The organism is Paractinoplanes rhizophilus, assembly GCF_042664765.1.
Lineage (GTDB): Bacteria > Actinomycetota > Actinomycetes > Mycobacteriales > Micromonosporaceae > Actinoplanes > Actinoplanes rhizophilus.
The window spans coordinates 84,668-102,011 of sequence record NZ_JBHTBJ010000006.1 but is presented as its reverse complement, the minus strand read 5'-3'; the positions used below and the strand labels follow the sequence as shown (position 1 = coordinate 102,011).

The following is a 17,344-nucleotide window of genomic DNA, read 5'->3' as shown; positions in this document are numbered from 1 at the left end:
CTGCGGACCGCACGAGGAAAGGCGCCCCCTCTCCATGGCCGGCACCACGCAACTGGGCCCTCACGCCCGCAAACCCGAGCTCAGGGCCCTGACCGGGCTGCGCGCCGTCGCCGCGATCGCGGTGGTCGTGTCGCACGTCGGCGTCCCCAGGAGCGTCCCGGAGCACATCGCCAAGATCGCGCACTGGGGCTACATCGGGGTGCCGCTGTTCTTCATGCTCTCCGGCGTGGTGCTCGCGTACAACTACCCCGAGCTGCGCCCGCGCCACGGGCGGCGGACGATCAAGTTCTACGTCGCCCGCGTCGCCCGGGTCATGCCGCTGTACTGGGTGATGATCGCGTACTGCGTCTGCCTCTACTGGTCGGTCAACCACGAGCAGTATCCGTGGGCCCTGGTGCAGAACGTGCTGGCGATCCAGACCTGGAGCCCGGACACGCTGGTCGCGCAGTCGTACTACAACGGGCCCGGCTGGTCGATCGGCGCCGAGCTGTTCTTCTACGCGCTGTTCCCGTTCCTGGTGCCGGTCATGGCCCGGATCGCGAAGCGGTGGGGGCCGCGTGGCCTGGTCGTGGTGATCGCCGCGGTCGCCGTGCTCTCCGCCGCGCTGGTCGCCTGGTTCACCGTCAAGGGCTGGTCCACGCTCCCGGCCACGAACCCGGCCTCCGGCCACCGCTGGCTGTACCGCAATCCGCTGTGCCAGCTGCCGATCTTCATTTGCGGCATGGCGGTCGCCTTTTTGCTGCCGCACGCTCGCGGGTGGAGCCGGGGCACGCACCATGTCATCCAGACGGTGGTCCCGCTCTACGTGCTGATCCTGGCGGCTTTCCGGGACCAGGGCTCGTTCTGGGGCGCAGCCTCCTACGGCGCGTTCTTCGTGATCCCGTTCGCGGTGGTCCTGCTGTCGCTCGGGTCGGGGCAGGGCTGGCTGGCGCGGCTGCTCGCCACCAGGCCGATGGTCGCCCTCGGCGTGGCGAGCTTCGCGCTCTACCTCACGCACCGGTGGCTGGTCTGGCAGCTGAACACTTTCGATCCGGTCGCCAAGGGGCACGGCCTCGCCCCGTACGTGGGCTTCGTGGCGACCATCGCGGTCCTGCTGCTGATCGGCGAGGGCGCGCACCGCTACGTCGAGGAGCCGGCCCGCCGCTGGGTCATCAAGATCTCCCAGCGGCTGGCCCGGCGCTTCCCGTCGCGCCGGCAGCCCCCGGCGCCGCACACGCCGGCCGATCTCGAGCTTCCGGCGCCGCGGAAGCCGGCGGCGGCCGTCGGCCGTTGAGTCGACTTTCCGCGTCCCGAGCCGTCCCCGGCGCCAAAACGAGGCCCGGAGCGCCGTTTCCGCGCAACGCATAATGCCTGGTAGATGGACCCGCTATGGCTCACTGTAATGTTGTGACTCCAATTAGTGACTAAAGCGCAACGACATCGACGAGTCATAGCCTCCGAGTACTACGCACGTGCGCACTTGAAGAAGCCGGGATTCAGACCAGAATCAGGTCATGACGTACGGCAAGAAAGACCTGCCTTACCCCTACAGCCAGGACTTTTCCGGCATCGTCACCCGCGTGAAGGGTGTCCGGGAAACCACCCGGGCCGCCCTGGTGAACTCGTTGAAGGTCGCCTCGTACCTGAAGGCCGGGGCCAATCTCGTCGAGCGCCACCTCGGCGCGCCCAAGGTCGTCACCCCGAGCGGCGACGGCTGCAAGGAGTACTGGTCGGGTCTGAACTTCTTGTCGGAGCGGGCGCTCTCCCGCGAGGTGGCCAACCTCGAGGAACCGTTCCTGCGCCAGCGCGGCACCGGGCCGTACCGCTCGACCTGGGCCAGCCACGACGACTACCTGAACGATCTGCTGGCGTTCCTGTTCCACGAGATGAACTACGACCCCCAGTACGGTGCCGAACTGGAGACCCGTGGCGACTGGCTGGCCACCGACGACAGCTTCGTCGACGCTGTCGACCGCTCGATCCTGCACGAGGTCATGGCGATCTGCCGGATGCCGCTGTTCCGGCTCCAGCTGATCGTCTGCGCCACCGCCGATCGCAACGACGGCATCCACGACACGATCGCCAGCAACTACGCCGGGGCGCTCGCGCCCTGGGCCAAGGTGTATGAGCAGACGATCGCCACCCGCGGCTACCGCCTGCGCGAGGGCATCACGCTCGAGCAGTTCACCAACATCCTGGCCGCCATCGTGGAGGGCTTCGCCATCCGCCAGCTGGGCGATCCCGGTTCCGACCTGCTCGGCGAGGAGTCCGGTCACAACCTCGCGGGCATGGCGATCCTCGGCATGATGAACAGCTACCTCGTACTCGCCGATGAACCAAGAGGGCCAACTCTTCGTGAAGAGTTCGAAGGCGTACAGCAACCGATCGAGTACGGGGAGTGACCATGACGAGTACCACGGAGAGGCCCGCGACCCCCAGCGCGGCCAAACCGCCCTCCTGGTGGGACCGCCAGGGCGACCTCATCATGCGGCGGCCGTTCAACGAGTGGACCTTCACCCACATGAACTGGCTCCTGCCGACCGAGCGGGTGGCCCGCGGCGAGGTGCACCGGCCTCTTCCCTACGATCCCCACCACCTCGACCTGACGTACCGGTTCGAAGGGCACGACCGCTCCCTCGCCGAGCTGCACCGCCGCACCAACACGACCACCTTCGTGGTGGTGCACGGCGGCCGCGTCGTCCACGAGTACTACCCGGGCGTGTTCGCCGGCCCCCGCACCCGGATGCAGCTCTTCTCCGTGTCCAAGTCGATCACCTCGCTGCTCGTCGGGATAGCGCTGCACGAGGGCGCCATCGACGGCCTGCACGACCGCGTCGCCGACTACCGCCCCGACTTCCAGGGCACGGCGTACGAGGACGTCACGATCCACAACCTGCTCAACATGTCGAGCGGCGTCGGCGACCTCGAGGTGTGGGACGTGCCGGACGCCGGCATCAAGCGCTTCGAGCAGGCCATCATGGGCGGCGGCGACGTGGCCGCCGTGGTCCGGGCCGCCCCGCGCACCCGGCCCGCCGGCGAGGCGTTCAACTACTCCACCTTCGACACGCAGGTGCTCGGCTGGGTGCTCGAGGCGGCCGCGGGCATGCCGCTGGCGCGGTACTGCTCCGAGAAGCTGTGGCGGCACCTGGGCGCCGACCGGGATGCGTACTACTGGCTCACCCGGGCCAAGCCGCGCTCGGCGATCGGCGGCGGGTCGCTCAACGCGACCGCCCGCGACCTGGCGCGGGTCGGCATGCTGATGGTCAACGACGGCGTGGTGGCCGGCCGGCAGGTCGTGCCGCGCGATTGGGTACGCCGCAGCCGCAGCAGCGACCTCCCCCAGCTCGCCGTGGGCAACCTCGGCCCGAGCGGGTACACGCACTACGGCTACAGCAACCAGTGGTGGACGCTGGGCAGCGTGTGCCACGACGCCTTCACCGGCCTCGGCGTGCACGGGCAGTACCTGTTCGTCGACCACTCGGCCGACGTGGTCATCGTCAAGACCAGCGCCTGGCCGACGCAGGACGACGAGGCCCGCGACCGCGAGACCATCACGGCGCTGCGCCGGATCGCCGATCACTTCGCGACCGCCCGCTGAACACCCCACAGATGCCCGCCGAGGGCTCCACCGTGCCTGACACATCCGCCCGAGGAAGGGAGAACAACGGCGGCGCACGTCCTCGGCGGGGCAGCCCACCCCACTCTCACCTGGCCGACGGCATCCCACACGCCGACCCCCCGTGTGGGGTGCCGTCGCCAACTTCTCCGTGACGAGAGGGGAGGCAGCAAGAGGCCCGGACCGGGCGACAGGTCCGGGCCTCTTTCTTGCCGGTTTTTCTGGTCCGGCGCCGGTCACCCGGGCGTGCGTCGCCGGGGCGGCCTCCCTCGGCCCGGCCGGAAGCCGGGTTAGCGTAAGCAATGCCTACATTTCAGTACAAGACGGTTAAAGTCGCTGCCGCCCTGATCTCGGGTCTGGCGCTCGTGGCGCCCGCGGCCCCGGCCGGCGCCGCCCTCCCCCACCGGCTCACCGCCGACGCGTCCGCCGGGCGGTTCCTGGAGGCCACGCCCGGCACCGGCGCCACCGGCCTGCGGCCCGGCGCCACCGGCCTGCGGCCCGGCGCCACCGGCCTGCGGCCCGGGCTGCCACGGTTGCGGGAGGCGCTGCTCACGCCGGGCGACCTGCCGCGCGGGTACGCGCCCACGATGAGCGGCTACACCGGCACGATCGCCGGGCTGAGCACCGACACGAACATCTGCGACCACAAGATCAGCTCCCATGGCGCCGGAGCCACCGCGCAGGCGGCCTTCATCCGGGGCATCCCCGGCCCGATGCTCTTCGAGACCCTCACCCTGACCGGCCCCCGGACGGCCCGGGCCATCGTCGCCGGCATCGCCGCCGCGCCCCGGCTGTGCAAGTCGTTCCAGCACGCCGCCGGCTCGTCGCCGGTTTCCGGTCTGCAACTGGCGCCGGTCCGGGTGCCCCGCCTCGGCGACGCCTCGTCGGCCATCCGCTTCCGCGTGCGCCCGGCCGGCCCGATGGGCCCGATGGCCATGGACATCCGGGGCATCCTGATCTCGGTCGCCCGCCGCGGCGTGTCGGTGACCCTGGTGCAGGTCAACGGTTCGCGCGCCGACGAGCGCGAGCTCTATCGCGTCGCCGTCACCGCGATCCGCAAGCTCGACCGCGCGATGTAGCCGCCGGCCGGCGCCGGGGCAGACCGCGCGACGAGCCGATCGGGTCTCGAAGCGCGGTCGACCCCCTTTTCGCGTCCGCGCCGATGTGCTGGGCTGGAGCCCGGGACGAGCTACCCGTGGAGGAATCGTGGGCAGGAGCCGGGCCGAGAGCCTGCGGTGGATGGCGGAGGGCACGACCCTGCTGCTCGGGGCGCTGGACGCGCTGCCCGACAGCAGGCTGGCCGAGGACTGCGCGCTGCCGGGGTGGAGCGGCAAGCATCTGGCCGCGCACGTGGCGCTCAACGCCGAGGCTTTGATGAACCTGGCCACCTGGGCCCGCACGGGTGTCGAGACGCCGATGTACTCCTCCCCCGAGCAGCGCGACGCCGACATCGAGAGCCAGTCGGCGCTGCCGGTGCCCGAGCTGCGGGACCGGGTGGTCGAGACCGCGGTGGCGCTCGACGCGTCGCTCGCCGGCCTCACCGAGCAGCAGTGGCAGCAGCCGATCCGCACCCGGCAGGGACGCGCGGTCACCGGCGAGGAGATCCCCTGGATGCGGGCCCGCGAGGTGATGGTGCACGCGGTCGACCTGAACGCGGCGGTCACCTTCGACGACCTGCCGGGCGACTTCCTCGAGTCGCTCATCGAGGAGATCGTGGCCAAGCGGGCGGGCGAGGGGCTCGAGCTCGTCGCCACCGACCGGGACCTGCGGTGGACGGTCGCCGGGGGCACGAAATCCGAGGTGAGCGGGACGGTGGCGGGGATCGCCGGGTACCTCGCGGGCCGCGGGGCCGGCGGCCTGAGCACGCCGGCGCCACCGCTGGCGCCGTGGCTGTAAGCAAGATTTCCGACATCGACCCCGGCGAAGCCCCCGCGTTAGCGTGTGCCATGCACAACGTCGCGCGGACGGCGCGCCGGGAGGAAGCCGTGACGAACTGGGACGACGAGTGGGCCGAGCTGCTCGAGGCGCTGTGCGCCGACGACGCGAGCCGGATCGGCACGGTGGGCACATTGGAGGGCGAGCTGGCCCCGGTGCGGCCGACCAGGTTTCGGTGGCTGGACAGCCTCGATTGGTGGCCGGCCGGGCACGGCACCGGCATAGCGGTGCTGGAGCTCACCGATCCGGGGACGGTCCCGGCCGAGGCGTGGGAGCCGTTGTGCGGCCCGCTGCGCGAGGCCCGGGTCACCCGGCAGGGTCACCTGCTGGTGGGGCGGCACACGCCGGTGGGCTCCGCCCGCCGGGCGACGCTCACCCTCGTCACCGACGAATCGGACGACGGCGTACGGGCGCGGGTGCTCACCGTGCGGATCCGGGTCGAGCCGGTCTGAGGCGGTTGACACCCCCGCGACGGGGCCGACTAAGTTGGTCGCGCTGATCGAGGACGGTCAACCCGCCTCGCATGTCACCGCACGGGGGAAAAGTGACAATCCACGGGGGATGCCCGCACACGGGTGATTTGCCGTGACGCTGTTCGAGTCCACGGCCCGCGTACCCGGTCTGCCGCTGCTGTCCGGCCGCACGGTGGCGATGGTCCACGAGTGGTTCGGCGCGACCGGCGGCTCCGAGACAGTGTTCCTGGCCATCGCCGACCTGCTGCCGCACGCCGAGCGCCTCGTGCTCTGGGCCGACGAGGGGGTCGACACCGGCCGCCTGCGGCTGAGCCAGTCGTGGCTGTCCCGCACCCCGCTCACCCGGAGCAAGGCGCTCGCGCTGCCCGCGATGCCGCTGGTCTGGCGCACGCTGACCAGCGAGACGTACGACGTGGTGATCTCGTCGAGCCACGCGTTCGCGCACACCGTCAAGCTGGGCGACCCGGCCGAGACCCGGCACCTGAGCTACATCCACTCCCCCGCCCGCTACGTGTGGAGCCCCGACTTCGACGGCCGCGGGTCGCACCCGGCGCTGCGGGTGCCCCGGCGGATGCTGCAGAAGGCGGACATCCGGCTGAGCCGGCACGTGCACGCGTACGCGGCGAACTCCCGCGAGGTCCAGGGTCGCATCAAGCGGTTCTGGAACCGCGACGCCGAGGTCGTCAACCCGCCGGTCGACGTGGACTACTTCGCGGCCGCGCCGGACCCGCACCGGCACCAGTCGCGCGACTACCTGCTCGGCGTGGGGCGCTGGATCCCGTACAAGAAATTTGATCTGATCATCGAGATCGCCGACGCCGCCGGCCTGCCGCTGGTCATAGCCGGCTCCGGGCCGGAGGAGGAGCGCCTGCGGCAGCTCGCTGCCGCGGCGCAAGTGCCGGTCCATTTCGAGGTACGCCCGCCGCGCGAGCGCCTGCGCCAGCTGTATTGGGGGGCTCGCGCGCTGCTGTTCCCGGCCCACGAGGACTTCGGCATCATCCCGGTCGAGGCCCAGGCGTGCGGCACCCCGGTGCTCGGCCTGCGCCGGGGCGGCCTGCTCGAGACGGTGATCGACGGCGAGACCGGCTTGCTGGTCGACTCGCGGGAGCCCGCGCCGTACGCGGCCGCGCTGCGCCGGCTCGGCGAGCTGTCGCCGCAGCGCATCCAGCAGCACGCCCGCAACTTCTCGTCCGACCACTTCGCCGACCGGATGACCCGCTGGATCGAATGGGCGATCGCCTGAGCCAAGTCGGCGCCGCCCCTGCCGTGGTCGGTATTTTCATACCACGTCGATCTGCGGGACAACTGCGGTGTCGGGGGTGAGCTAACCTGCGTGCTCGTGAGCAACGAATCGAACAGTCCCGCGCAGGAACCACATTCCGATCCGTGGGGGCACGGGGGTGCCGAGATTCCGCGTCAAGGCGGCGCGCAGGACCAGCCGCCGCACCAGCCGGCCCCGAACGCGACGGTGGCCTGGGCGGCCGAGCCGGGATCGCCCGCGCCCACCACGTGGCCGGCGCAGGCACCGGTGAGCAGCCAGCCGGCCCAGCCCATGAGCGGACAGCCCGTGAGCGGACAGCCCGTGAGCGGACAGCCGGCCCAGCCCATGAGCGGACAGCCGGCTTACTACGGTCCGCCACAGGCGGAGCAATACAGTCAGCCACAGGTGGCGCACTATGCGACGCCGCAGCAGGATTGGACGTCGTACCAGCCGGTGAGCGCCCAGCCCGGTCCGAGCCCGCAGTCCGGAGCCGGACCGGCGTCGTGGACCGCCCCGGCCTCCCCCGCGGCCGAGCCCGCCGGCCAGTGGCCGCGGCAGCAGGCCACCGGCGACGACATGGGCATGGCGCCGTCCTGGCGCCCGCGGATCGAGCCGACGGCGCCCAGCCCCAGCCGGTTCCTGCCCGGCCTGCTCGTCGGTCTGCTCGCGGGCCTGATGATCCTGGCGCCCGCCGGATACTTCGTCGGCGACCTCATGTTCGGCGACGACGGGAAGCCCAGCGCCGACGCGACCGGGTCGCCGAGCCCGGTCAGCACCGCCCTGCCGCCGTACGAGGCGGCGCAGGCCGAGTTGAACCGGGTGAAGTTCAACGGTGACCTGGCGGCGCTGGCCGAGCCGTGGCTGCCGTACATGTCGAGGTGTGTCAACAGCAGCGACCCCTACGCGCCCAGGCCGCCGAGGAATGAGGTGACCCGGGTCACCTGCGAGCTCGGCGATATGACGATCTTCTTCGTCGAGTTCCAGACGCCGGGAGACCGCGACCAGGAGTTCGTGACCCGCAAGGAGCAGAACACCAACGCGCTGCAACTGGCGCCCGGCGCGGCGACGCCGACCCGCCAGGCCGGGTTGCCCGGCATCAACGGCAACTACGTCGAGTACGCGTTCAAACCCGCCAAGGCGAACTCGAAGACGTTCGCCGGCATCTGGTGGGACCGGGACGGCGCCCCGCTGGTGGCCGCCCGGATCGAGGCAGCCTGGGGCGCCGAGGGACTCCACGAGAGCTGGGAGCCGCTGCGCAACATCTGGCAGCGGCACGGGTGAGCGGCCTACCTGTGCAGCTTTGCCCGCGGATTGGTGTCGACCAGGGAGAACATGTCGTCGACCGAGTGGTAGCCGATCGCGTACGAGGCCGGCGGATGCCATGCGGCGTAGGCGCGGCACGCGTTGCGGACGCGGTTCTTGACCTGGCCGTTCATCGGCGCGACCGGGTAGTGGTCGACCTGCTCGAGACGGGGGTCGGACCAGTATCGCGGCAGGATGTACCAGCCGACCTCGCCGAACAACGCCGGCTGCTCGGCGGCCAGCTCACGCACCGCCTGCCCGGCCGCGCGGTGGTCCGGATTGTCGTCGACCACGTAGCTCGGCGCGAACACACCCACGCCCGGCCCGATCGACGCGACAAGGGCGGTGAGAGCGTCCTTCACCTGGCCGATCTCGACCCCTCCATCGGCCAGCCCGGCCTCGTGCACCCGGCCACCGTCGAGCGCGCGGACGGCGGTGGTCAGCTCGTCGCGGCGGGCCTGGCCGAACGCCTCCGGGGTGAGCGGCGTATAGCCCTCGACGGCCGGGTTGTGCGCCACACCCCACCAGCGCGACGAGCGGGTGCCGTTGAGCTCCAGCCGAGCGACGCTGCCCATGCCCCGGGTCAGCAGCAGGATGTGCACCTCCCGGCCGACGCCGACCCGGTTGGCGATCAGCACGCCCGCCCCGAGGGTCTCGTCGTCGGGGTGCGGCACTATCACGACCCATGGGCGGTCGGGCCCGGTGTGCGTGGCGGGCGTGCTGGGAGTGCTGGACGCGAGCCAGGTCGGCCCCGCCGGGCTGCTTTGCTGCGTCGTACATCCACTTATCGCGGACTCGACGACAACAGCAGCGGCGGCGAGCACCGTCCGACGACTCGGCATCGATTCCTCCATGGATCCGTGATTCGGCGCCAATCATGGCGCACGCACATTGCACGAGCCTCACAAAGGCGGTCAACCCCACACGGCCCCAGGGGTGTTGGTTCGTGAAGGGCGTTCGCGTAGCATGATGCCGCTCGTCGGCTCGGGGGCCGGCAATTCACTGGGGATGGAGCTAATGCTGGACGAGGCAGGCAACGAGCCTGACTCCGCGACCGATGTGCTGATTCTCGGCACGGCGGAGTGGGATTCGGCGATTGCCACCAACCAGCACTACGTGACCCGCGAGCTTGCCGCGGTGGCCGAGGTGACGTTCGTCGAATCCCTCGGCCTCCGGCGACCGACCCTGCGACGCGCCGACGTGGCCCGGATGGCGGCGCGGGGCCGCCGGGCATTCGCGTCCGGGGCGCCCGCCGACGGATCGGGCGCTCCCGGACGGGCCCGGCCCGACCACACGCGCATCGTCTCCCCGATCGTCGTGCCCGTGCACCGCGCGCCCACCCGCCTGCTGAACCGCACGCTCCTGCGCCGCTCCACCGCGTCCTGGCTGGAGAGCGGCCGTCCGCGGGTCCTCTGGACGTTCACGCCGGTGACCTATGGCCTGGAAGACGCCGCCGACGTCGTGATCTACCACTGCGTCGACCTGCTGGCGAAGTTCCCGGGCATCGACGGCGTCGCCGTCGGCCAGGGCGAGCGGAACCTCGCGGCCCGCCCCGGCGTCGTCGCCATCGCCACCAGCCAGGCCGTGCGCGAGCACCTCGCCGGAACCGGCTTCCCCCGGGTCGAGCTGCTGCAGAACGTGGCCGACGTGTCTGTGTTCGCCGAGGCAAGCCGCCCGGCCGCGGAGCGCCGCCCGTCGGTGATCTTCTCGGGCAATCTCACGATGGCGAAACTCGACATGCCGCTGCTCGTGTCCGTGGCCAAGGCCCTGCGCGGACGCGGCGAACTACTCCTCGCCGGCCCGCTGGCCGCCGGGGGCGGAAGCTTCACCGCCGAGCTCCAGCAACTCGAGGCGCTGGGCGCCCGCTATCTGGGCCTGCTCACCCCCCAAGAGCTCGCCGCGGCCGCCGGCACCTGCGCGATCGGCCTCATCCCGTACGCGATCAACGAGTACACGACGGGCGTCAGCCCGCTCAAATGCTTCGAGTACCTCTCGTCCGGGCTCGCGGTGCTGAGCACTCCGCTGCCCTCGGTCCGGGCTCTCGCGCAGACCAACCCGCACGTGGTCGCGGCCGAGGGCGCCGACCTGCTCCACCACCTCTCCCGGATGCTGGCGCCCGTCACCGGCGACGTGATCGCCGATCGGATCGACAGCGCCGGCCGGCACGGCTGGGGTGAGCGCGGTCAGGTGCTGCGCGAGCTTCTGGCGACCGAGCTCGCGCAGCTGCCGGTTCGATGACGACCGGGTCGGCCGGGCGGCCGGCGGCGGAAAGCCGCTCGATCATGAACCGTCTCCTCGCCGTCGTCGGCGGACTTCCGCTTCGGGTCGGCGTGCTGGTGGTCTTCGCGCTCGCGGTGCCCCAGATCTATCCGCTGCCCAGCGGCACCATCGACATCCCGCTGTCGACCATCGCCGCCGTTCTGCTGGCACCCACGGTGGCGATCCGGACGTGGGGTAACCCGGGCGTCCGGCGGCTGCTGCGCACCGCGCTGATGTACAGCGTGTTCGGGCTCCTCGCGATCCGCTTCCTCGCGATCTTCTGGTCGCCCGACGTGGGGTCCGGCCGGCTGCCGATGGTCCTGCTCGCCCAGTTCATCATCACGCTGGTGCTGGTGTACGGCGCCGCGGGCGAGGAGCCGGGCCTGCTGTGGCAGGTCCAGTTCGCCTATTGGCCGCTGGTCATGCTCGAGGCGCTGCTGGTGGTGCTGTTCCGCGTCTTCCCGGGGGTGGAGGACGGGTATCTCCACTCGATCGCCGGGGTCTTCGCGGGCCAGAACACCGTCGAGGGACTCTTCGACGTCAACCGTAACAACGTGCTGGACCCAACCAAATCGGGCGGCGTGTTCGTCAACGCGAACGTCGCCGGGCTGTTCCTGGGCGTCAGCGCGATGGCCGCCTTCGCCGTCTGGTCGATAACGCGGCGGCGGTTCCTGCTGGTGGCGGGCTTTGTCGCACTGACCGGCATCTGGTTCACCGGCTCCAAGTCGGGACGGATGTTCTCGATCGTGCTGCCGCTCGCCGCGCTGGCCGCGTACTTCTGGCCGAAGCTGAGACCGGCCTTGCGCCGGTACCTGCTGATCGGTGCCGGCGCCGCCTCGGTCGCGGCGGTCGTGCTGCTCGCGGTCTCCGGTGGCGCCTTCGCCGCCGCCGTCCGGGTGGCCGTCGGAGAGCGGACCGAGATCTGGGGCTTCGCCGCCGAGGCGTTCGCCGACCATCCGGTGCTCGGCCTCGGCTGGGGCGGGTGGCAGGAGGGGTTCGCCTCGTACGCCGCCGAGAACGGCATCTACAACCCGAACTTCCCGCCGCACAACATCCTGCTCGCCGCGTGGGCCTCGACCGGCCTGATCGGGCTGGCGCTGACCGTGCTGATCTTCTGGCTACTGCTGAGGCTCGTCGTCAAGTCGTTCGGGCGGGATCCGCTCTTCGTGGCGTGGGCGGGCGCGGCGTTTGTCTGGGTGATGGTCCAGGCGATGGGCGAGAACACCGATGTGTTCGGGGAGATCCACCTCATCCCCGCCCTCGCGCTGCTCCTCTGTTTTCTGTTCCACCCGCTGCGACAGGAGCCGGGACGTGTCGAAGACGCCGATATCTGGAGTCGTGAGACATCAATTGTTCCAGCCGTCCGAGACGTTCATCCCGAACCAGGCGCTGGCGATGAGCACGTTCCGCCCGCTGTTCATCGCACGGGACGCGGTCACCAAGGCCCCGGCCAACCTCGACACCCTTAGCCTGTCCGAGTTCGGCAAGCGCGCCACCACCACGTACCTACTGACCCGCCGGTCGGATCACCTGGTGCGGGCGCTGGCCGAGCGGGAGGTGACCGTTCTGCAGGCCCACTTCGGCGTCGAGGGCGTCTACATCGCGCCGACCGCGAAGGCGCTAGGCGTGCCGTTGGTGACCACGCTGCACGGCTTCGACGTGACCATCACCAAGAAGCAGCTGATCGCGTCGAAGAAACCGTCCTGGATCAACTACGTCACCTGGCGGGCCTCGCTCTTCGAGACCGGCGCGGCGTTCGTGTGCGTCTCCGAGTACATCCGGCGTCGCGCGGTCGAGTGGGGTTATCCGGCCGAGCGCACCGTGGTGCTGCCGATCGGCGTCGACACCGACGTCATCAAACGGCTGCCGTTCGCCGAGCGCCCCCGGATCGTGCACGTCGCCCGCCTGGTCGAGGTCAAGGGCACCGCCGATCTGTTACGGGCGTTCGCCACCGTACGCCGGGCGCTGCCCGCGGCTGAGCTGATCATTGTGGGCGACGGTCCGCTGCGGGCACAGCTCGGCGCGCTCGCGACCGAGCTGGGTATCGCCAGTGCCGTGCGGTTCCTCGGCGCGCTGCCGCACGCCGAGGTACTGGCCGAGATCGGCGCCGCGCAAGTGCTGTGCCTGCCGAGCGCGACGGCGTCCAGCGGCGCCCAGGAGGGCCTGGGCCTGGTCCTGCTGGAGGCGGCGGCCTCGGGCCGGCCGGTGATCGGCACCGATCACGGCGGCATCCCCGAGGCGGTCGTGGACGGCGTCAATGGATATCTGGTGCCGGAGCGTGATCCCGCCGCGCTGGCTGAGCGGCTGCTCGCGGTGCTCGGCGACCCCGCTCTGGGCGAGCGCCTCGGCGTCGCCGGACGGGCGATGGTGGAGCACCGGTACGACCTGCGGACCCAGACGGCGAAGCTCGAGTCGCTGTATCAGGACCTGATCTGACGTGAAAAGGTTGACCTCGGGGACGGTCCTCCGCGCGGCGGAGCGTCATGGCTAGCACCTTCTTCCGGCTGTTGCTCGGCGGCATCGCCGGCAAGGTCCTCGGCGTCGTCCGCGAGGTCCTGCTGGCCGCCCTGTTCGGTGCGGGACGCGCGGTGGGCGCCAACCGGGTGGCGCTCACCGGCACCATGGTGCCGCTCAACTTCTTCACCGCCGACGCGCTCTCGGCCGGCTTCCTTCCGCTGTACGTCCAGTACCGGCAGGACAACCCGGCGATGGCATTGGCGCTCTACCGGTCGGTCCGCACGTTGTTCGTCGGGTTGTCCGTGGCCCTCCTGATCGCTCTGCAGCTGGCCCGGGGCTTCTGGATCGACCTGCTCGCTCCGGGCCTCGACCACTCCACCGCGGCGCTGGCCTCGTCGATGCTGGCGGTCGCGGCCCTGGGCATGCCGTTCCTGCTGTTGTACAGCCTCGACAATCTGGTCGCGCTGGAACGGGACGACGTACGCCTGATCAACCTGCGGGCGTCGTTCCAGAGCGTCGGGCTGATCTCGGCGACGGTCGTCGCCTACCTGACCGGCGACGCGGTGCTGCTCGCCTGGGGCTTCACCACGCCGTACTTCCTGCTGTGGTGCTTCGGCGTGTACTGGCTCCGCAAGAAGCAGTACCTCGACGGACCGGAGCCGGCGCGACGGCTCTCCCGGATCGAGCGCTCGCACTACAAGATTGTGCTGGGGATGTTCTGGCGCCGGCTGCGTCCGCTGCTACTCATCCCGGTGCTGCTGCAGGGGTCCATCAGCGTCGAGCGGGCCGTCGGCTCGCTGCTCGGCGTCGAGGTGGTCGCCGCGACCGAGTACTCCCGGTTCGTCGTCGACTCGTTGATGGCGCTGATCGCGGCGCCTCTGGGCCTCGCCGGCCTTGCCGCGTTCGCCCGGATGCGGACGCACGAGGTCCACGACGGCCTGCGGCGCATGCTCGGGCCGATCCTGCTGGTCACCGTGCCGCTGTCGATCGCGCTCGGCGTCAACAGCCGGGGCATCATCACGGTCTTGTACGCCCGCGGCGAGTTCGACCAGCGCGCCGTCGACGTGACGTCGATCATGCTGCTCGGCTTCTCGCTGGGCATCTGGGCGAACGTGCTCGGCCACACCCTGGTGAAGGTGCTCAACGCGCGCGGCCACAACCGGAGGGCCGCGGTCGCCAACGGTCTGTCGTTCGGTATCGCCGCCACCGTCAACCTGGTGATGTGGCGATACACGGGACCGTTCACGCTTGGCCTCGCCTCGGCCGTCGGGGGCGTCGTGATGTTCGTCGGCGCGGCCGTGTCGCTGAAGATCGTGCGGCACAGCCTGGGCCTGCTGGTGCTGCTGGCGCCCGGAATCGCCGGTGCGACCGCGGCCGGATGGCTGCTGGCCGGCGACGGGCTGGTGCGGCTGGCCGGGTCGTGTGCCCTCATCGGCCTCGTCTGGCTGGGCTACGTGATGCTCGTGCCGAGCCTTCGTGCCGCCTTCGTGACCGGTCTCTGGTCCCGGATCGCCAAGCGCGACCAGAAGGCGTCGCCGGCCGGGGAGACCGGGACGGTGGCGATGCCGGCCGGCGAGACGCCACCCGCGGAGCCGCTCGACGAGGCACCGACGTTCGTGGACGTGCTGCCGGACGACGAAGGACTGCCCGCCCGGCCCGGGTCCGGCCGGCATCGCCGCGGCGCAAGCTGAACGAGCCGTCGAGCATCAGCGAGACGGATGCGCGGCCATTCGCGCGAGGATGAGGACGGGGAGCGGCGATGAACTGCCTTGTTTGCGGGAAGACGACCTTCGACCGGGCCGTCGGCCAAGCCACCTTCGCCCAATGCACGTGCGGCTTCGCCCGCCTGCGGGCCTCGGGCAAACTCGATGGCTACTGGGAGGGGCGTGACGACGACGCCGTCAACCACGTCTGGGCCGACACGCAGGACGCCCTCTTCAACGCCGTGCTCAAGGAGATCGCCAGCCGGGTGCCGGACGGCACGACCATCTACGACGTCGGCGGCGGCATCGGCTACTTCAGCGAACTGGCCATCCGGGCGGGATTCGACTCGCACAACGTCGAGCTCTCCGAGGTGGCCTGCGCCAAGGCACGCGACCGGATCGGGGCGGACCGGGTGCATACCTCGCTGGCGGGAATGGCGCCGGCCGACGTGGTCACCATGTGGTGCGTGATCGGCCACACCCCCGACCCGCGTGCCTTTCTCGACGAGGTGCGAGCGGCGTTACGGCCGGGCGGCTGGCTCTTCCTCACCACGCCCAACTGGCGCTTCCAGTCGATGCTGGCGCGGACGCTCTCCCTGCGAGGGCGCACCATCAACTTCGAGCGCCAGGACCACATCTCCATGTTCACCCGCGACTCGCTGACTGCTCTGCTGGCCAGTCGCGGTTTCCGCTCACCCACCTTCGGGGCGTGGGGCGTCAAGGAGCGCTGCGTGGCGTTGGGCGACTCCCGGTCGACGGCAGCGGTGCGAGCCAAGGCCCGGTGGAACCGCGGGTGGAGCCGGGCCGGCGGCCCGCTGCCCATCGACCTGACGAGCGAGTTCCAGGTGCTCGTCCAGTACCAGCCGTAGCCGGCCCGCCCGAGGGCCCGCGGGACGGAGGCGACTCAACCGCGGGAGATCACTTCGACTTCGACTCGGTGCCGAGCTTCTCGATGGTGGCGGTGTCGTCCCGGCGGACCGCGTCGAACAGGGCCTTGGTCTTGGTCTTGTCCGGCAGGACCACGCTCTGGTTGCCGATCATGCCGGTGCCCTTGCTGGGGCTGGTATAGAAGTTCAGGTTGCCGCTGCGCAGGTGGCGCAGCTGGGTGGCCATCGACAGCAGGTTGAGGCTCTTGTCGACGCTGACCGTGTCGGTCGTGGCCTGGAGGAACCCGTTGATCTTGGCCGGGCTGGACAGCGTGCCGCCGGAGGAGGCCTTGTCGAGGATGGCCTTGATCACCTGCTGCTGGTGGCGGATGCGGGCGAAGTCGCCGTCCTTGAACGAGTACCGCTCGCGGGCGTAGTCGAGGGCGGCGGCGCCGTCCATCGTCTGCGGACCGGCGTCGAAATGGCGCTTGCCGCCCGCGCCGCTCAGCGAGTGCGTCGACGTGAACGAGGTCTCGACGTCGATGTCGACGCCGCCGAGCGCATCGACGATCTCCTTGAAGCCGGCGAAGTCGACCAGCGCCACGTGGTCGATGCGCACTCCGGTGTAGGTCTCGACCGTCTGCACCACCAGTGGGATGCCGCCCCAGGCGTACGATGCATTGATCTTGGAGTTGGTGTCGCCGTGCTGCCCGTTGGCCGACTTGGGGATGTAGGTCCAGGTGTCGCGCGGGATCGAGATGAGCTGCGCAGCGGACTGGTCCTTGTTCAGGTGCATGATGATGATCGTGTCGCTGCGGGAGCCACCCAGGTTGTCGGGATCGCGGGTGTCGCTGCCCAGCAACAGGAAGTTGATCGCCTTGCCGGCCGCCGCGTCCTTCTGCGGGCGGTTGGCCTCGGGGATCTGGGTGAACGCGTCCACCCGGTCCACCTTGCCCTCGACGTGGCGCAGGTAGAGACCGCCGGCGATGACACCGGCACCGACCAGGATCAGCGGCACGAGCACGCAGATCAGGATGATCTTCTTCTTGTTGCGCTTGCGCTTCGGCTTCTCACCGGGGAGGTTGTCCTGGTTGTCGAAGCCGATCACTGCGGTGGCGTCGCGGTCGTAGGTCGGCTGAGGGGTCGGCATGCGAGAGATCGTACTGATGGTTGCAAACCCGCACCGCCCCACCTTCGGCCTGAGCTGGCTGTACCTGAGGTTGTGATGATCGCGTGTGACCGATGCGCTGCAAACTTCTCAATGCCCGCGCAGCAGACATTGTTGTGAAATGCAGCGAAGGGTACCGGAAGCCCCGGGCCGGGTGGTGCGGACCGAGAGCAACCTTTAACATTCCGCCTCGATTGTGGCTACATGAGCCGTTATCGCAACACGGGGGAAGCTGATGGTGCAGGCCGGTTCAAAGGTACCGGGTCCGCCAACTCGCGGTGAGACACCGGACGGCGAGACGTTCGATTGGTGGGCACCCAGCGGC

The 17,344-nt window shown here is 70.3% G+C and carries 16 protein-coding genes; 13 read left to right on the top strand and 3 right to left on the bottom strand.

The annotated features are described in order from the left end of the window. Positions 1–34: 34 nt before the first annotated feature. The 7 genes from ACFQS1_RS11165 (at position 35) to ACFQS1_RS11135 (ending at position 7,246) form a co-directional block, all read left to right on the top strand. Positions 35–1,273 (top strand): acyltransferase family protein, encoded by a 1,239-nt coding sequence (locus tag ACFQS1_RS11165; RefSeq protein ID WP_378966624.1) that lies wholly within the window; start codon positions 35–37, stop codon positions 1,271–1,273. A gap of 220 nt (positions 1,274–1,493) precedes the next feature. After that, positions 1,494–2,381, top strand: a complete 888-nt coding sequence (locus ACFQS1_RS11160) for a hypothetical protein (RefSeq protein WP_378966622.1) — start codon at positions 1,494–1,496, stop codon at positions 2,379–2,381. 2 nt (positions 2,382–2,383) lie between these two features. Further along, positions 2,384–3,577, top strand: coding sequence for a serine hydrolase domain-containing protein (locus tag ACFQS1_RS11155; RefSeq protein WP_378966620.1), 1,194 nt, complete (start codon positions 2,384–2,386; stop codon positions 3,575–3,577). A 320-nt stretch (positions 3,578–3,897) separates the two neighbouring features. After that, complete coding sequence (locus tag ACFQS1_RS11150; protein WP_378966618.1) at positions 3,898–4,674, top strand: hypothetical protein; 777 nt, start codon at positions 3,898–3,900, stop codon at positions 4,672–4,674. A 127-nt stretch (positions 4,675–4,801) separates the two neighbouring features. Continuing rightward, a complete protein-coding gene (locus ACFQS1_RS11145) occupies positions 4,802–5,491 on the top strand; it encodes a maleylpyruvate isomerase family mycothiol-dependent enzyme (protein ID WP_378966615.1) in 690 nt (229 codons plus the stop codon). A gap of 50 nt (positions 5,492–5,541) precedes the next feature. Continuing rightward, the gene (locus ACFQS1_RS11140) at positions 5,542–5,982 is read left to right on the top strand and encodes a hypothetical protein (protein ID WP_378966613.1); all 441 of its coding nucleotides are present in this window, start codon (positions 5,542–5,544) and stop codon (positions 5,980–5,982) included. A 133-nt stretch (positions 5,983–6,115) separates the two neighbouring features. Further along, entirely contained in the window at positions 6,116–7,246 is a 1,131-nt protein-coding gene (locus ACFQS1_RS11135) for a glycosyltransferase (RefSeq protein WP_378966610.1), read from the top strand. A 173-nt stretch (positions 7,247–7,419) separates the two neighbouring features. Here ACFQS1_RS11135 and ACFQS1_RS11130 read toward each other — a convergent pair whose 3' ends face one another. Beyond that, entirely contained in the window at positions 7,420–7,557 is a 138-nt protein-coding gene (locus ACFQS1_RS11130) for a hypothetical protein (RefSeq protein WP_378966608.1), read from the bottom strand. Positions 7,558–7,669: 112 nt separating this feature from the next. Between ACFQS1_RS11130 and ACFQS1_RS11125 the strand changes: the two genes are divergently transcribed. Further along, positions 7,670–8,545 (top strand): hypothetical protein, encoded by an 876-nt coding sequence (locus tag ACFQS1_RS11125; protein ID WP_378966606.1) that lies wholly within the window; start codon positions 7,670–7,672, stop codon positions 8,543–8,545. A 5-nt stretch (positions 8,546–8,550) separates the two neighbouring features. Here the strand turns inward: ACFQS1_RS11125 and ACFQS1_RS11120 are convergent, their stop codons facing one another. Next, positions 8,551–9,408: a PIG-L deacetylase family protein gene (locus tag ACFQS1_RS11120; RefSeq protein WP_378966603.1), complete on the bottom strand. Its 858-nt coding sequence runs from the start codon at positions 9,406–9,408 to the stop codon at positions 8,551–8,553. Between the two features lie 175 nt (positions 9,409–9,583). On the opposite strand from ACFQS1_RS11120, the gene ACFQS1_RS11115 reads away from it, so the two are divergent. From ACFQS1_RS11115 to ACFQS1_RS11095, 5 genes are all read left to right on the top strand, one after another. Beyond that, positions 9,584–10,804 (top strand): glycosyltransferase family protein, encoded by a 1,221-nt coding sequence (locus ACFQS1_RS11115; protein ID WP_378966601.1) that lies wholly within the window; start codon positions 9,584–9,586, stop codon positions 10,802–10,804. A gap of 44 nt (positions 10,805–10,848) precedes the next feature. Beyond that, the gene (locus tag ACFQS1_RS11110; protein ID WP_378966599.1) at positions 10,849–12,294 is read left to right on the top strand and encodes an O-antigen ligase family protein; all 1,446 of its coding nucleotides are present in this window, start codon (positions 10,849–10,851) and stop codon (positions 12,292–12,294) included. Next, positions 12,221–13,261, top strand: a complete 1,041-nt coding sequence (locus ACFQS1_RS11105) for a glycosyltransferase (RefSeq protein ID WP_378966597.1) — start codon at positions 12,221–12,223, stop codon at positions 13,259–13,261. The genes ACFQS1_RS11110 and ACFQS1_RS11105 overlap by 74 nt, the downstream gene beginning before the upstream one ends. Before the next feature lie 47 nt (positions 13,262–13,308). After that, positions 13,309–14,973: a murein biosynthesis integral membrane protein MurJ gene (gene murJ / locus ACFQS1_RS11100; RefSeq protein ID WP_378966595.1), complete on the top strand. Its 1,665-nt coding sequence runs from the start codon at positions 13,309–13,311 to the stop codon at positions 14,971–14,973. A 68-nt stretch (positions 14,974–15,041) separates the two neighbouring features. Continuing rightward, complete coding sequence (locus ACFQS1_RS11095; protein ID WP_378966593.1) at positions 15,042–15,854, top strand: class I SAM-dependent methyltransferase; 813 nt, start codon at positions 15,042–15,044, stop codon at positions 15,852–15,854. Positions 15,855–15,903: 49 nt separating this feature from the next. Here ACFQS1_RS11095 and ACFQS1_RS11090 read toward each other — a convergent pair whose 3' ends face one another. Continuing rightward, positions 15,904–17,001, bottom strand: coding sequence for an LCP family protein (locus ACFQS1_RS11090; protein ID WP_465263204.1), 1,098 nt, complete (start codon positions 16,999–17,001; stop codon positions 15,904–15,906). Between the last annotated feature and the right edge of the window lie 343 nt (positions 17,002–17,344).

Excerpts from the sequence above, each read along its gene's own strand:
- ACFQS1_RS11165 (WP_378966624.1), top strand. The coding sequence starts at position 35 with ATGGCCGGCACCACGCAACTGGGCCCTCACGCCCGCAAACCCGAGCTC.
- ACFQS1_RS11160 (WP_378966622.1), top strand. The coding sequence starts at position 1,494 with ATGACGTACGGCAAGAAAGACCTGCCTTACCCCTACAGCCAGGACTTT.
- ACFQS1_RS11155 (WP_378966620.1), top strand. The coding sequence starts at position 2,384 with ATGACGAGTACCACGGAGAGGCCCGCGACCCCCAGCGCGGCCAAACCG.
- ACFQS1_RS11150 (WP_378966618.1), top strand. The coding sequence starts at position 3,898 with ATGCCTACATTTCAGTACAAGACGGTTAAAGTCGCTGCCGCCCTGATC.
- ACFQS1_RS11140 (WP_378966613.1), top strand. The coding sequence starts at position 5,542 with ATGCACAACGTCGCGCGGACGGCGCGCCGGGAGGAAGCCGTGACGAAC.
- ACFQS1_RS11130 (WP_378966608.1), bottom strand. The coding sequence starts at position 7,557 with ATGGGCTGGGCCGGCTGGCTGCTCACCGGTGCCTGCGCCGGCCACGTG.
- ACFQS1_RS11120 (WP_378966603.1), bottom strand. The coding sequence starts at position 9,408 with ATGCCGAGTCGTCGGACGGTGCTCGCCGCCGCTGCTGTTGTCGTCGAG.
- ACFQS1_RS11115 (WP_378966601.1), top strand. The coding sequence starts at position 9,584 with ATGCTGGACGAGGCAGGCAACGAGCCTGACTCCGCGACCGATGTGCTG.
- ACFQS1_RS11110 (WP_378966599.1), top strand. The coding sequence starts at position 10,849 with ATGAACCGTCTCCTCGCCGTCGTCGGCGGACTTCCGCTTCGGGTCGGC.
- ACFQS1_RS11105 (WP_378966597.1), top strand. The coding sequence starts at position 12,221 with ATGAGCACGTTCCGCCCGCTGTTCATCGCACGGGACGCGGTCACCAAG.
- murJ (WP_378966595.1), top strand. The coding sequence starts at position 13,309 with ATGGCTAGCACCTTCTTCCGGCTGTTGCTCGGCGGCATCGCCGGCAAG.
- ACFQS1_RS11095 (WP_378966593.1), top strand. The coding sequence starts at position 15,042 with ATGAACTGCCTTGTTTGCGGGAAGACGACCTTCGACCGGGCCGTCGGC.
- ACFQS1_RS11090 (WP_465263204.1), bottom strand. The coding sequence starts at position 17,001 with ATGCCGACCCCTCAGCCGACCTACGACCGCGACGCCACCGCAGTGATC.